Origin of the sequence: Pseudoalteromonas sp. T1lg10 (assembly GCF_002964545.1) — a bacterium.
In the GTDB taxonomy this organism is placed as follows: Bacteria; Pseudomonadota; Gammaproteobacteria; order Enterobacterales; family Alteromonadaceae; genus Pseudoalteromonas.
Window position 1 is genome coordinate 214,611 of the sequence record NZ_PQBV01000004.1, and the last position, 13,463, is coordinate 228,073.

Annotated in this window: 12 protein-coding genes; 8 read left to right on the forward strand and 4 right to left on the reverse strand. The window is 50.0% G+C overall.

Annotation, left to right across the window (positions count from 1 at the left end; genetic code table 11):
• Positions 1-15: 15 nt before the first annotated feature.
• Positions 16-627: a glycerol-3-phosphate 1-O-acyltransferase PlsY gene (gene plsY, locus C2M17_RS03355; RefSeq protein ID WP_158677900.1), complete on the reverse strand. Its 612-nt coding sequence runs from the start codon at positions 625-627 to the stop codon at positions 16-18.
• Between the two features lie 172 nt (positions 628-799).
• Here plsY and folB point away from each other — a divergent pair, with 172 nt between their 5' ends.
• Genes folB through C2M17_RS03370 form a run of 3 tightly spaced genes read left to right on the forward strand, consistent with a single transcriptional unit; the run spans position 800 to position 2,438 of the window.
• Positions 800-1,153 (forward strand): dihydroneopterin aldolase, encoded by a 354-nt coding sequence (gene folB, locus C2M17_RS03360; protein ID WP_105199455.1) that lies wholly within the window; start codon positions 800-802, stop codon positions 1,151-1,153.
• Positions 1,154-1,155: 2 nt separating this feature from the next.
• Entirely contained in the window at positions 1,156-1,638 is a 483-nt protein-coding gene (gene folK, locus C2M17_RS03365) for a 2-amino-4-hydroxy-6-hydroxymethyldihydropteridine diphosphokinase (RefSeq protein ID WP_105199456.1), read from the forward strand.
• Complete coding sequence (locus C2M17_RS03370; RefSeq protein WP_105199457.1) at positions 1,635-2,438, forward strand: undecaprenyl-diphosphate phosphatase; 804 nt, start codon at positions 1,635-1,637, stop codon at positions 2,436-2,438. Before folK ends, C2M17_RS03370 begins: the two co-directional genes overlap by 4 nt.
• 55 nt (positions 2,439-2,493) lie before the next feature.
• Here C2M17_RS03370 and C2M17_RS03375 read toward each other — a convergent pair whose 3' ends face one another.
• Positions 2,494-3,600, reverse strand: a complete 1,107-nt coding sequence (locus C2M17_RS03375) for a tRNA nucleotidyltransferase (RefSeq protein ID WP_105199458.1) — start codon at positions 3,598-3,600, stop codon at positions 2,494-2,496.
• Positions 3,601-3,765: 165 nt separating this feature from the next.
• Between C2M17_RS03375 and C2M17_RS03380 the strand changes: the two genes are divergently transcribed.
• Together C2M17_RS03380 and C2M17_RS03385 are read left to right on the forward strand one after the other, a co-directional pair.
• Entirely contained in the window at positions 3,766-4,689 is a 924-nt protein-coding gene (locus tag C2M17_RS03380) for an ExeA family protein (protein WP_105199756.1), read from the forward strand.
• A 9-nt stretch (positions 4,690-4,698) separates the two neighbouring features.
• Complete coding sequence (locus C2M17_RS03385; protein WP_105199459.1) at positions 4,699-5,766, forward strand: general secretion pathway protein GspB; 1,068 nt, start codon at positions 4,699-4,701, stop codon at positions 5,764-5,766.
• An 85-nt stretch (positions 5,767-5,851) separates the two neighbouring features.
• On the opposite strand, the gene putA is transcribed toward C2M17_RS03385, so the two are convergent.
• Positions 5,852-9,655 carry a bifunctional proline dehydrogenase/L-glutamate gamma-semialdehyde dehydrogenase PutA gene (putA, locus tag C2M17_RS03390; protein ID WP_105199460.1) on the reverse strand — a complete coding sequence of 1,268 codons (3,804 nt, stop codon included), beginning with the start codon at positions 9,653-9,655 and terminating at the stop codon, positions 5,852-5,854.
• A 284-nt stretch (positions 9,656-9,939) separates the two neighbouring features.
• On the opposite strand from putA, the gene C2M17_RS03395 reads away from it, so the two are divergent.
• Positions 9,940-10,422 carry a winged helix-turn-helix transcriptional regulator gene (locus C2M17_RS03395; RefSeq protein WP_105199461.1) on the forward strand — a complete coding sequence of 161 codons (483 nt, stop codon included), beginning with the start codon at positions 9,940-9,942 and terminating at the stop codon, positions 10,420-10,422.
• A gap of 68 nt (positions 10,423-10,490) precedes the next feature.
• Here C2M17_RS03395 and C2M17_RS03400 read toward each other — a convergent pair whose 3' ends face one another.
• A complete protein-coding gene (locus C2M17_RS03400; protein WP_105199462.1) occupies positions 10,491-11,081 on the reverse strand; it encodes a TIGR04211 family SH3 domain-containing protein in 591 nt (196 codons plus the stop codon).
• Between the two features lie 200 nt (positions 11,082-11,281).
• Between C2M17_RS03400 and C2M17_RS03405 the strand changes: the two genes are divergently transcribed.
• Together C2M17_RS03405 and C2M17_RS03410 are read left to right on the forward strand one after the other, a co-directional pair.
• Positions 11,282-12,805: a CYTH and CHAD domain-containing protein gene (locus C2M17_RS03405; RefSeq protein ID WP_105199463.1), complete on the forward strand. Its 1,524-nt coding sequence runs from the start codon at positions 11,282-11,284 to the stop codon at positions 12,803-12,805.
• Positions 12,765-13,430 (forward strand): START domain-containing protein, encoded by a 666-nt coding sequence (locus C2M17_RS03410; RefSeq protein WP_158683686.1) that lies wholly within the window; start codon positions 12,765-12,767, stop codon positions 13,428-13,430. The genes C2M17_RS03405 and C2M17_RS03410 overlap by 41 nt, the downstream gene beginning before the upstream one ends.
• Positions 13,431-13,463: the final 33 nt, after the last annotated feature.

The window sequence follows — 13,463 nt, forward strand, 5'->3', positions numbered from 1 at the left end:
CTAAAGCGCCGGCGATTATTTCTCTGGCGCTACCTCTTCTTTTTCTTTCTTTTTCCCTACCTTAGGCTCTTTGCCCTTGAGCAAGCGTACCATGTTGGTGCGATGGCGAAAGATGATCAGCACGGTTAAAAACAGCACTGGCTCAGTGTACAAGGGTTTAATCCACCAAGTATATAAGGGAGCCAGGGAAACGGTTACCAAGGCGGCCAGGGATGAATAGCGGGTCAGGGCGACAACGCAGGCCCAGGTGAGGATCAGCAAGCCGCCAAGGGATAAACCTATGGGTAATAAGGCGCCAAAGGCTGTGGCCACGGCCTTGCCGCCCTTAAAACCGAAAAACAGCGGATAGATATGCCCTAAGCAGGCGGCCACGGCGACCAGTCCCAGGTGAATAGGATCTATGCCCATAAAATAGGCGCTCCACACCGGGATGGTGCCTTTGAGAATATCGAATACCAGTACCAGGATCGCGGGAAGCTTACCGCCAATGCGCAAGACGTTGGTGGCGCCGGGGTTTTTCGAGCCGGCTTGGCGAGGATCGGGCAGCGCAAAAAGGTGGCAGATCAGTACTGCCGAAGAGACCGAACCGAGAAGGTAGGCAAAAATGCACATTAACGCCGCTAACACTGTCATCCTTATTTTTTAATTGTACGTTTTAAGCTATTATCGCCGCTCATTATAAGTGTGCGCCGAGCTATTTCATGCCGGGCGCAGCGAGGTAAATCGCGGTTACGCCAGGTCAGGGTACTTATTCTAATCCTTTTTGGGTATCCGACCAGCTGACATTGGAGCTTCAAACATGGACAAAGTCTATATATCACAGCTTAGAGTGGACACCATTATTGGAGTGTACGACTTTGAGAAAGAAAGTAAACAAAGCCTTTATTTCGATATCGAAATGGACTGCGATTTACGCCAGGCCGCCCAGAGTGACGATCTCTCTTATACTATAGACTATGCCTTGGTCAGTCAGCGCGTCACCGAGCATTGCTTGGCAAAACCGGTGGAATTGCTGGAGACTCTGGTAGAGCAATTGGCGGCGCTTATTCTTAATGAATTCAACACGCCCAAGGTGGCCATTACCGTCAGCAAGCCCGCTGCGGTGCCAGCGGCGCAAACCGTTGGCGTTAAAATCGTACGTAGTAAAAACTAGTTATGGCCCGCATTTATATTAGCCTAGGCTCCAATATCAATAAGCGCGAAAACCTTCTGAATGGGTTAAGTGCGCTGCGCCAACATTTCGGCGTACTGCAACACTCCAATGTGTATGAAAGCGAAGCCGTGGGTTTTAACGGCAGTAATTTTTATAATTCTGTGGCTGGGGCCGACACGGATATGAGCCTGGCTCAGGTCTGTAGCCTGCTCAAGCAGATTGAGCGTGATAACGGCCGCACCCCCGACGATAAAAAGTTTAGCCCCCGTACTCTGGATCTGGATCTGTTGTTTTATGATGACGTGATCTGTGACTCTCCGGCGCAGTTGCCCCGTGATGAGATCACCAAAAATGCCTTTGTGCTCTGGCCCTTGTTTGAACTGGCCCCAGAGCTGGTGCACCCGGTTACTCAAACCACCATTGCCACACTCTGGCAAGATTATGATAAATCAAAACAAAACCTATGGAAGGTCACTATCGAATGAGTATTCTCGCTATTGTTGTATTGGCAGTGATTCAAGGACTGACAGAATTTCTCCCCATTTCGAGCTCCGCCCACCTGATTTTACCTTCGCAGCTGTTGGGCTGGCAGGATCAGGGTCTGGCCTTTGATGTGGCCGTGCATGTCGGCTCCTTAATGGCGGTGATGATTTATTTTCGCAGGGAAATAGGCGATATCCTGGTGGCCTGGTTTAAATCCTTCGGTTCTCAGGGCGCCACCGACGACAGCAAACTGGGCTGGTATATCTTATTGGCAACCATTCCTGCAGGCCTGGCCGGCAAGCTCTTTGAAGATCTGATTGAGCAGCATCTACGCGCGGCCATAGTGATCGCCATTACCACTATCTTTTTTGGCCTAGTGCTATGGCTGGCGGATATTAAGGCCAAACAAACAAAGAACATCTATCAACTGAATTGGAAATCGGCCTTGCTGATCGGCTGTGCCCAGGCCGTTGCGCTTATTCCCGGTACTTCACGTTCGGGTATCACCATGACGGCAGGTTTGTTTTTAGGTTTGACTAAGGAAAGTGCGGCGCGTTTTTCGTTTTTGCTGTCTGTGCCCGTGATTGGCGGCATGGGGCTTATTAAAACTATAGAGCTGGCCACGGGTGAGCAAGCGGTAGACTGGCAAGCTCTGATCCTTGGCGCCGGTTTATCCTTTATGGCCGCTTATGCCTGTATCTTCTTATTCCTTAAGTTTATCGAGCGCATGGGCATGTTCCCCTTTGTGATTTACCGCTTACTTCTGGGCTTCGGCTTACTGGCGTTTTTGCTTTATCAATAGCCCGCGCTTTTCTCTTATCTTCTCGTAAAGTGAGAAATAAACTTGGCCCCTACTTTCATGGGGTCAAGACGTTTTCAATAGCTTCAAGTCGCCCCTGGGCCAGTGCCGTTTTAATGGCAGCCCCTTCTATACCCTGACCAATATAGGTTTGCGCGTTCACCTGCTGCGCCGCCTCGGCAGCCTTAAGCAATAGGGGGTGGCGGCTAAAATCACCGAGCTGGGCACACGTATACGCCTGTACCAAATCGTCCAGTCGTTGTGGGCGACGCCAAATATCCAACTCATTAAAAAGCGTCACCAGTTCCTTGGCCTGCCAGTTCTCTTGGCTGAGCAGGGCGCCATGCTTGGCCAGCGCTTCGCTGATCTCCATATATTGCTTTGGCACCCGGTAGTGCTGATAAAACGTCTGGCGCGCCTTGGTATCGAGCGCTTGCATCACCTGTGCAAACTGACAAGGTGGGGTGTAATCATGGCTGCGGCCATAGTCGATTTTCGCTTCCAGGCCCTGCTTTTCATTCGCCCATATGTTTGCTAATTCGGGGCAGAGTACGCTCAGGGCATCGCACTTAGCCAGAGCATCGATAAAGATATGAATATAACCGTCATCCAGAGCCTTTTGCCATTCCATCCAAACACGTTCCGGGGTCAGTGCCTGAAGCTCACCGCTATGGGCTATGTCGCGCATCAGGGCCAGAGTTTCTTCGGCTATATGAAAGCCGAGATAGTGATAGCGGGCGCGGAAGCGGGCTACGCGTAATACCCGCAAAGGGTCTTCGCTAAAGGCGGCGCTAACATGGCGCAACAAACGTTTTTCAATGTCGTCCTGGCCATAAAAAGGGTCGATAAGCTGGCCATCTTCACCTTGGGCTATGGCGTTGACGGTCAGGTCGCGGCGTTCTAAATCCTGCTCTAGGGTAATATCCGGATTAAAGTCGCAAATAAAGCCGGTGTAACCCTGGCCTTGTTTGCGCTCGGTACGCGCCAGGGCGTATTCTTCCTTGCTGCGTGGATGCAAAAATACCGGGAAATCCTTGCCAACCTGGGTGTAACCAAGTCGCTTCATTTCTTCTATAGTCGCGCCCACTACCACGTAGTCGCGCTCTTTGATGACTCGCCCTAATAACTGGTCGCGTACCGCGCCACCGACTAAATATGTTTGCATCCGTTTTCCCGAGCGGCTAAAAAGATGATTGTAACAGAGTTTTATCATGGCGGTTTTTTTGCCATTATAAGAAGTGCGAGTGATAATTTAATTAAACCGCAGCGCTTAGTGCCTACCAGGGAAGTTTTCCGGGTAAGGCCTGTGGCAAAAACTAAGGACCTATTTGTGTATCTAGATTACTTTGGCTTAACCGAAAAACCCTTTTCCATCGCCCCGAACCCCGAGTACCTTTATCTCAGTGAACGCCATAATGAAGCCTTGGCACACCTGACGCATGGGTTGGGTGAGTCCGGCGGCTTTGTGTTGCTAACCGGCGAGGTGGGCACCGGCAAAACCACGGTAACCCGGTGCATGCTTGAGCAGGTACCAGATTCGACCCAGGTGGCCTTTATTCTTAATCCCACCTTGTCCGAGTTGGAATTGTTGGCGAGTATCTGCGATGAGCTGGAGATCGAGTATGATCACCAAAACGCCACCTTGAAGACGCTGACCGACCGCATTAAGGGGCGTTTGCTAAGCAACCATGTTAATGGTCGTCATACCATGCTGATCATCGATGAGGCACAGCATTTGGCGCCTCAGGTATTGGAACAGCTGCGTTTACTTACCAACTTAGAAACCAACCATAAAAAGCTGTTGCAGATTATTTTGGTTGGCCAGCCGGAATTGCAGGCCTTACTGCGTCGCAATGAGCTGCGCCAGCTTGCACAGCGTATTACCGCCCGCTATCACCTGTTGCCACTGACGCTGGCCCAGGTCGATGCGTACGTTAAGCACCGCTTAAAAATTGCCGGTGGCAGGCAGATCCTCTTTGATCGTGCTGCGGTAAAGCAAATTCACCAACTGACTGGCGGTATCCCGCGATTGATTAACCTCTTATGCGAACGCGCCTTACTCGGTGCCTATTCGGCCCAGGTTAATCAGGTCAGCAAAAAATTAGTGACTCAGGCGGCCAAAGAAGCCTTGCCGGAAACCTTACCGAGTCAAAAAAATAACGGCACAGAGAGCCGAGGCAAACGTTTTGTTTTTACCCTGGGCGGGGTTATGATGCTGTTCGCCGTGGGCATTGGCTTATCTTACTTTATTTAGGGCTCTACTATGTCGCTGTTATTAGACGCATTAAAACAATCACAAAATCAATCGAGTGCCCTAGAATCTGAGCCCGATACATCGCAGCAAGAGGCGTTAGACTTTTATCGCCGCCTAAGCTGGGGCCTAGTCGCCCTGGTGGTGATTGCCGTGGTTCTGGTGGTGGGCTATTTCGCCGGTAAATGGTGGCAGGATAATAGCAATGAATTGTTAGTACAGGCCAAGGCCCAGATGCAAGCGCAGATGCAAGCACAGGAGCAGCAGTCTACCAAGGTAAACGTGACCGCCACCCAAACTGCTTCACCGGCTCAGGTGAATGCCGAGCTGGCTACAAATCAAGCACAGCCAGTTAATAATCCGCAGAATCAAGTGACAGGCCAGCAGGTTGGTCAATCCGTAGCGCAGGGGCTACCTCAGGGGCAGGTTAACTTGAATGCCCTTCAGGTGCCGGTGCAATTTGCCCAGCCTTATCAACAAATGGTGCCCGTTTATGTGATGGGACAAATGCCCCAGGCCTATGGCCCTGGCACCTATATGCAATGGGTTCCCGCTTATGGTAATCCTATGATGGCCAATGCTGGCCAATATCCGCAAACCTTTAATCCTGGGGCGCAGCCGGTTGATAGCAGTCAATATAAGGTGGTGGGTAAGCCAATGGAGCAGGGCAACAATGCTTATCAGCAACCTCAGCAGGGTTACTCTTCGACACCCAGTTATAACGATGCTGAGTTACAAGGAGTTTCCAGCGACTTAAAACGTGCCTTTGCCGATGCCGTAGCCGCTACCGCAGGCATGCAGAATGATGATTCCGTCACTACCGCATCGCGCAGCAGCGCCATGGTAGAGCCCATCGAATTATTGCCGGAGGCGATTCAGAGCCGCATTCCATCCTTGGTCTATCAAGCCCATATTTATGCCACCGCGCAGGATAGACGTTGGATTAAACTCAATGGTTATGAGCTGTATGAGGGTGACAATGTGGGTCGCATACGGGTTGTGGAGATCACCCCGGAGCAGACAATTTTAAGCATTGATAACTATGAGTTTTCCCTTGAGGCAATGCAAGACTGGCCTTAATAAGAGGCATAGGTTTATCGGCGTTTAGACGTTGAGAGAGTAATAAAAAAGGCGCCAATTGGCGCCTTTTTCAGTAGCTTACGACTTATTCTTCGTCTTCTACCAGGGTCATCAATGAGGTGTTACCACCGGATGCCGTGGTATCGATACTGATGGTCTTTTCCGTCAATAGACGGTTGATCAGGGTATCGTAGTACTCGGCACTGATCACCGGCAGGATAGCACCCTTACGGTTTGCTAACTGCTGTGCGAAGTAGCCCAAGCGAGACGAGCGTGCAGCAACAACCGCACCGGCAAGGTGAGAGTGTGCCAAAATAGCTTGTAGCTGGTTCGGCTTAGCCACCTGTAATACGCCCTCGGCTACACCGGTCGCGATGAACTTATCGCGGAACGCCAGAGCTTCTTCATAGAATAGCTCAGAGGCAACTGTGATAACCGTGTTACCCGCTGCCAGCGCAGTGATAATCGAAATCGCCCAGAAGTTGAACGAGGTACTCTTATCTGCGTAACAAACCACACAGCCGCGCGGCTCAAGATACAGGATGTTTGATTCACCCGTTGGCCCAGGCAATACCTTAGGACGCTTCATACGCTTTTCAATGCGGTTAAGCTGAGTACGCGCATCGCTCAGAGTTTTTGCCAGGTCATCGGCTAGTTCGTCGATGATCTCAACCGTAGCCACTTTCGCCAATAGCTGACGAAGTGCCGATACACGGTCATTCAGCGCCGTTGCACGCCAGATCTTCTCATCGCGCATTGAGGCACTCATCAGTGCTTCTACCTTTTCAGCAGCACCCGAGTAGTGGTGTTGATCCGCTTCATCCGCTGGTAAGTTGGTCATCTGCACGTTCTCTGGAGAGGCTTTCTCTTTAACCAGGCGAAGTAGGTAGTTAGGACCACCTGCTTTAGGACCGGTACCAGAAAGACCACGACCACCGAACGGCTGCACACCAACGATAGCACCGATCATATTACGGTTAACGTAGACGTTACCGGCACGAGATTGACGGGCAACGTACTCGCAACGCTCTTCAATACGTGAGTGAACACCCATAGTCAGGCCGTAACCCGTGTTATTGATTTGATCAATCACGTTATCAAGTTCACCCGCTTTAAAGCGAACGATATGCACGATAGGACCAAATACTTCGCGCTTAAGCACAGACAAGTCTTTGATTTCATACAGGCGCGGTGCAAAGAAGAAGGCACCATTTTCGCTGTTGTCAGGGATATCACATTGATAATGTAAGGTGCCATTGCCTTTTAGGTATTCAACGTGAGCGGTCAGCGCTTTCAGTGCTTTTTCGTCGATTACCGGACCTATATCCGTAGACAAGTAAGCCGGATCGCCAATGTGAAGCTCGGCCATAGCACCTTTAAGCATCTCGATAATGCCGTCGGCTACGTCGTCTTGTAGGAACAATACGCGCAGTGCAGAACAGCGTTGACCGGCACTTTGGAAGCCAGACTTAACCACATCGTCTACTACCTGCTCAGGCAGAGCGGTAGAGTCCACGATCATACAGTTCTGACCACCGGTTTCAGCGATAAGCGGAACCTGGATGTCGTTACGAGCGGCCAGAGTTTGTGAAATAAGCGTACCTGTTTCCGTTGAACCGGTGAACATCACTGCTTGAATGCGCTCATCAGGCACTATGTGCTTACCTACTTCGCTACCGCGAGCGATAACCGGCTGCACCACGTGCTCAGGCAGACCTACATATTGCATTAGCTCGATGGCGCGTAATGCGATAAGACTGGTTTGCTCTGCTGGCTTGGCGATGACCGTGTTACCGGTCACAATGGCAGCTACAACCTGACCTAGGAAGATGGCAAGTGGGAAGTTCCACGGGCTGATGCACAGTACTACACCGCGGGCTTCAAAACGCTCGTCCTGTGATAACTCTTCCGCACGTGCGGCATAGTAACGACAGAAATCCACCGCTTCACGTACTTCATCGATACCATCTTGAGTGATCTTACCGGCTTCTTTAATACAAAGAGCCACTAGTTCGTCATTATGACGCTCTAGGATATCTGCGATGCGACGTAATAGATCCGCACGCTCTTTAACAGGCGTTGCCGACCAAGAGGTAAAGGCATTTTCTGCGTTTGCCAGCAGGGTTTGCATCTCATCGCCTGTGTGTAGGCGGTGCTGACCGATAATCTCTTTGTGGTTCGCAGGGTTGCGTACCGCCAGGTTACCTTCAGCAACTTGCTCTTCCGAGATAAGGTGCTCGGCAAACCAGGCATCCATATTGGCTTTTAGTGGGGTGATCACATTGATGTCGGTTAAGTCCATACCCTTTGAGTTTGGACGCTCGTCACCATAAAGCTCAATCGGTAGCTTAATTTGCTTGTTGTACTTGTTACGCAGACCTTGCAGGGTTTCTACCGGATCCGGCAGTAACTCTTCAACAGGCTTAGTGGTATCAACGATGGCGTTAACAAACGATGAGTTAGCACCGTTTTCAAGCAGGCGACGTACCAAGTAAGCAAGCAGGTCTTCGTGTTGACCAACAGGCGCATACACACGACACTGAATCTTTTCTTGAGTTACAACCTGATCGAACAGTGACTCACCCATGCCGTGCAGACGCTGGAATTCAAAGCCCTGGTTGTCACCCTTGGCCACTTCCAGAATGGTTGCAGCCGTGTAGGCATTGTGCGTTGCAAACTGTGGGTAAATCGCATCGCGTGCATCCATTAATTTAATGGCACAGGCTTTGTAAGATACGTCTGTGGTCGCTTTACGAGTAAATACCGGGAAGTGGCTTAAACCATCTTGCTGTGTGGTTTTGATTTCGGTATCCCAGTAGGCACCTTTAACCAAACGCACCATTAGCTTGCGGCCAACGCGGCGAGCCAGGTTGGTTAGCCATTCAATAACGAAAATTGCACGTTTTTGGTAAGCCTGAACCGCCAGACCAAAACCTTGCCAGTCGCCAAGCTCGGCGTCGCTGAATACGGCTTCGATAATGTCTAGTGAGATATCAAGACGGTCTGCTTCTTCGGCATCAACGGTCAGGCCGATGTCGTATTGCTTGGCAAGTAGTGCCAGGTCTTTTAGCTTAGGTACAATCTCTTCCATGACGCGGTCACGGTGAGTGAACTCATAGCGCGGGTGGATAGCCGAAAGTTTTACCGAGATACCAGGGCTTTTCACCGGGCCACGGCCATTGGCCGCTTTACCTATGGCATGAATCGCCATAACGTAGCTGTTGTAGTAACGCTCAGCATCACGCATGGTGCGTGCGCCTTCACCTAGCATGTCGTAAGAGTAAACGTAACCCTTGCTTTCAGCTTCTGCAGCACGCTCAATCGCTTCGTCAATGGTTTGACCCATAACGAACTGCTTACCCATGATCTTCATGGCGAAGTTTACAGACTTACGAATAACCGGCTCACCCAGGCGACCTACGGTACGTTTTAGCAGGCCGAACTGGTCTTCTTTATTCTTGTCACTGTAGTTAACCATTTTACCGGTTACTAATAGGCCCCAAGAAGATGCATTTACAAACAGTGAGTCACTTGCACCTAAGTGTGAGCTCCAGTCGCCCTTGGCTAGTTTGTCGCGAATAAGTTGTTCTTGTGTTGCTTTATCTGGCACGCGCAGTAGCGCTTCGGCCAAACACATTAACACCACGCCTTCTTCACTGGACAGAGAGAATTCGTTTAATAGCGCGTCAACACCGCTTTGACCATCTTGGTCTTTACGGATATTCAATACCATTTGACGGGCGCGCTCCCAAGCGCGGCTTCGTGCCGTAACACCTACTTCAGCCAATGGAAGAATGTGATCAATTACTTCATTTTCGTCAATGCGATAGAAGTCACGGATCTTCTGGCGGATGGGGCATTCTGTAATCAAATTGCCTTCAAATAACATAAGCAACCCTCAAAATAACGGAGTCTAAACATAGCAACTGTACCCAACACCATAAGGTGGGATGGTGGGGCCTCGGTTACGACAATTACTACATTGTAGGTTCTAACTGCGAGAGTGTAGATTTTTACCTACGTGGATATTCAGTATGTGGTTAAGATTGTGCTCTTAATGACTACACATTCGCGGGCATTCTAAAGAAAATACCGCAGAATATGCTGGTTTAATTTTGGCAATTACGATAATTTACAGGGTATATTTGTAGCTTGCCCGTATAAAATTCTGTTATGTCTCTAATAGCCAAGTCTCGTGTCCTAGATAGGATCGATTTAGCCATCCTTGATGAGCTGCAAAAAAATGGTCGCATCTCCAATGTAAACCTGGCTAAACAGGTAAACCTGAGTCCAAGCCCATGCTTGGACAGGGTTAAACGCCTTGAAGCTGAGGGTTTTATCGAAGGCTATTTTGCTAAGCTCAGTGAGCAGAAGCTCAACCAGAGCCTCTTGGCCCATGTACAGGTGTCACTGGTCACTTCTAACACCTCTGTGTTTAAAACATTTAAAGAGCACATAGTTAAAACCCCGCAAGTGGTGGAGTGCGATATGGTGGCCGGGGGCTATGATTACCTGCTCAAGGTGCGTGTAAGTGATATGAACGAGTACCGTCAGGTGCTTGGTGATCTGGTCGATATACCCGGGGTGGGCACGCACCATACCTATATGGTGATTGAAAAGGTGAAAGAAGATACCGGTCTGCGTATCGACTTATAACAGCTTCCCTTTGCTACAAAAAAGAGCGCCTAGGCGCTCTTTTTTTGGTAACTCATGTAAAAGTGAGTTTACGCCCAACCATCGTAGCGCTTTCGGCGCGACAGAAAGATGGTCAAAATAATACCTAAGAATAAACCGATAAAGGCAATGGCACCGCCATAGGTCAGTAACTGGCGCTTTTCTTTTGCCCGCAGATTCTGCTGTTTGGTTTGAATGGCATCGCGTTCGGCAATGGCTTGATCAAGCTGGGCCTGCAACTGCTCGGTTTGTGTGCTCAAATCGCTGTTCATGCTTTGCAGCTGTGGCACCTGTGCCTGCACATCACGTAGTTTTTGCTGGGTGCTGGCCAGCTCTTCCGCAAGGTTCTCGTGTTTAACCTTGAGGCTCTGCTCCTGATTAATAAACTTGCTTTCTACCCAGCCTTGGCGTTCTTTGTCGTCAACAACCTCAAAAAAGCCGTTATTTTCAGTGCCGGTAACCAGCTTGATTTCGGTGCCAGCGTTTACTGAGCCGATAATGCGGTAGTTTTTACCTGCCCCCGAGTGCATGAAAATATAGAGATCATCACTGATATAAGCGGTGCTGGGGGCGGCAATGGCCATTTTGGTGATTAGTGCGCTGGAAATAAAAAGCAGCGCAACACACAGGTGTTTTAGCATGCAACTAAACCTTGTTTACGTAAATAAGATGTTGATTGGGGCATATTATTGGCTGGCGTGGCGAATGGCAAGGCCGATTTTGTAACCCAACCCCGCGGCTAAGGGCTTAAATTACTGGGAAATGAATGCAAAAAGTTTGCATTCATTGACGGCTTTGTTTATGTTGTCTTCTTGTCAATTTCATTGGTCTTCTAGAACGTATGGACACTGAAATAGAGCTGAAATTTTTAGTTTCTGAGGCGGTCATCCCGTCGATTCCAGCACTTATCACACAGTTTGCAAAAACCGTTACCAACAAGCCTTCGCGTAATCTGCAAAATGCCTATTTTGATACTCCCAGCCGTGAATTACGGGCCCTGGATATAGGTTTGCGCACGCGCTGCAGCGATGGTCAATGCGAGCAAACCATTAAGCTTGCCGGCGAGAATGTCGGGGGGCTGCATCAGCGTCCAGAGTATAATTTGCCCATCGAAGGCAACCGCCCCGAGCTCAGTCAATTCGACGCCAGTATTTGGCCGCACGGGGTGCAGGTTGAAGCCATTGCCGACAATTTATATCCACTGTTTAGCACTAACTTTATTCGCCGTACCTGGCTGTTAGAGACTCAAGCCGGCACCTTGATTGAAGTGGTGTTGGATAAAGGAGAGGTGGCCGCTAATGCCAGCGTTGAGACTATTTGCGAATTGGAAATCGAGCTGGTTAAAGGCGAGCGCAGCGAGCTCTTTTCCCTGGCGGAAAAGCTGATCGAAAACCTGCCGCTGCGCATGGGACTCTACTCAAAGGCGGCGCGCGGTTATCGCTTGGCCGATGACCAACCGCTGGTGGCGAGCAAGGAAATCGATATGGTTGCACTGAGCAACGCCGACTCGCAGGAGCGGGCGCTGGAGAAGTGTTTAAACCATGGCATTACCTTTGTGCAAAAGCACGAAGAGTGCTATTTCCAAAAGCCGAGCTTAAAAACCCTGAAGCGTATTACCGATGGTGTCAGCCTTATTCGTCACAGCCTGTGGTTGTTTAGCGACATCGTTGAAAAGCAGGACACAGAGCGTTTGCGCTCGGAACTGAAGTGGCTACTAAGCGAATTAAGCTGGGTGGAAACCGCCATCCAACTGAAAACCTTTACCTCGAAAAAGCACGCCTACTACAAAAAAATCAATGCGGCGCCAGAGCTGGCGCAGGTGATTGAAGATTTAAAAGCGGTTCAGCCGAGCATAGACGAAGTGCAAAAGGTCTTTACCAGCAAGCGCTATAACCTCTTGCTGCTGGATCTGACCATTTGGCTGACCGAGCGCGGCTGGCGACAGTCATGGGGGCAGTCTCAGTTCCAGGCGGCGGAGAAAAATATCCATGATATTGCTGCTCACTTGCTGGAGTTTGACTGGCATGAAATGCGCGCCTTGGTCGACAATGACTCGCAGTTGTCGAGTGATGAATACTTAAGCCTAAAACACCGTCTTGAGCGTAACTTATTGAGCGGGTGCTGTTTAGGGGCCTTGTTCGATGAAAACGCACGGATGAATTTCCGTGCTCCCTGGCTGGATATCATCCACGGCACCTTCGAACTGTTTACCCTTAATTATCTTGGCCAGTTATGTCAGGGCAAGGACAGCGAAGAGCTGGCAAAAATCCAGGCCTGGCTCGCACAGAAAACGGACAGTCTACTCGGTGCCATGGAGCAAAGTCGTGAAGCGACCCGTAATATTCAGCCTTATTGGCGCGATTAGCCTCTTTAGCGCGCAAGCATATGCCTTTGCCGCGCAAGAAAATTGGCGCACCTGGAAGCACTCGCAGCAATACCAGGTGCAGTATTATCAAACGGCGCAAGGTCACTATGCTATTAAGGCCAAGTTGTTTGTTGCTAAGGCCACTAAGGCGCAATTTATCAGCCTGTTGCACGATACCGAGCATGCGTCCGATTGGCTTGAGGGCGTTAAGCGGGTCAATCTGCTAGACAGTCCCAGCGCCAATCGCACCCTGGTTTTTACTCACCTGAATTCGCCCTGGCCGGTGGCCGACAGGGAGCTGTATACCGAGTCCTGCTATGAAGCCCTCGACGAACAAAGTTCGCGATTATTAATTCGCAGTGTTGACCCGGATAGGGATGTGGGCAAGGGAAGAGTAAGGATAAAGGAATTAGAAGCGCTGTGGGTACTAACGTCACGAACAGATGGTTTGGTGTTGGAATATCAGGTCGAGGCCGACCCCGGTGGCGCCATTCCTACCTGGCTCAGTAATAAGGTGTCGTTAAAAAGCGTGTATAAGACGCTAATGAATTTACGCCGAGTGCTGCCTAAGACCCAGGTCATGTCACCCTTGCCATTGCAAGAGGGCGATTGCTCCTCCTTTTAGACAGGCATAAAAAAAGCGCTCAATGAGCGCTTT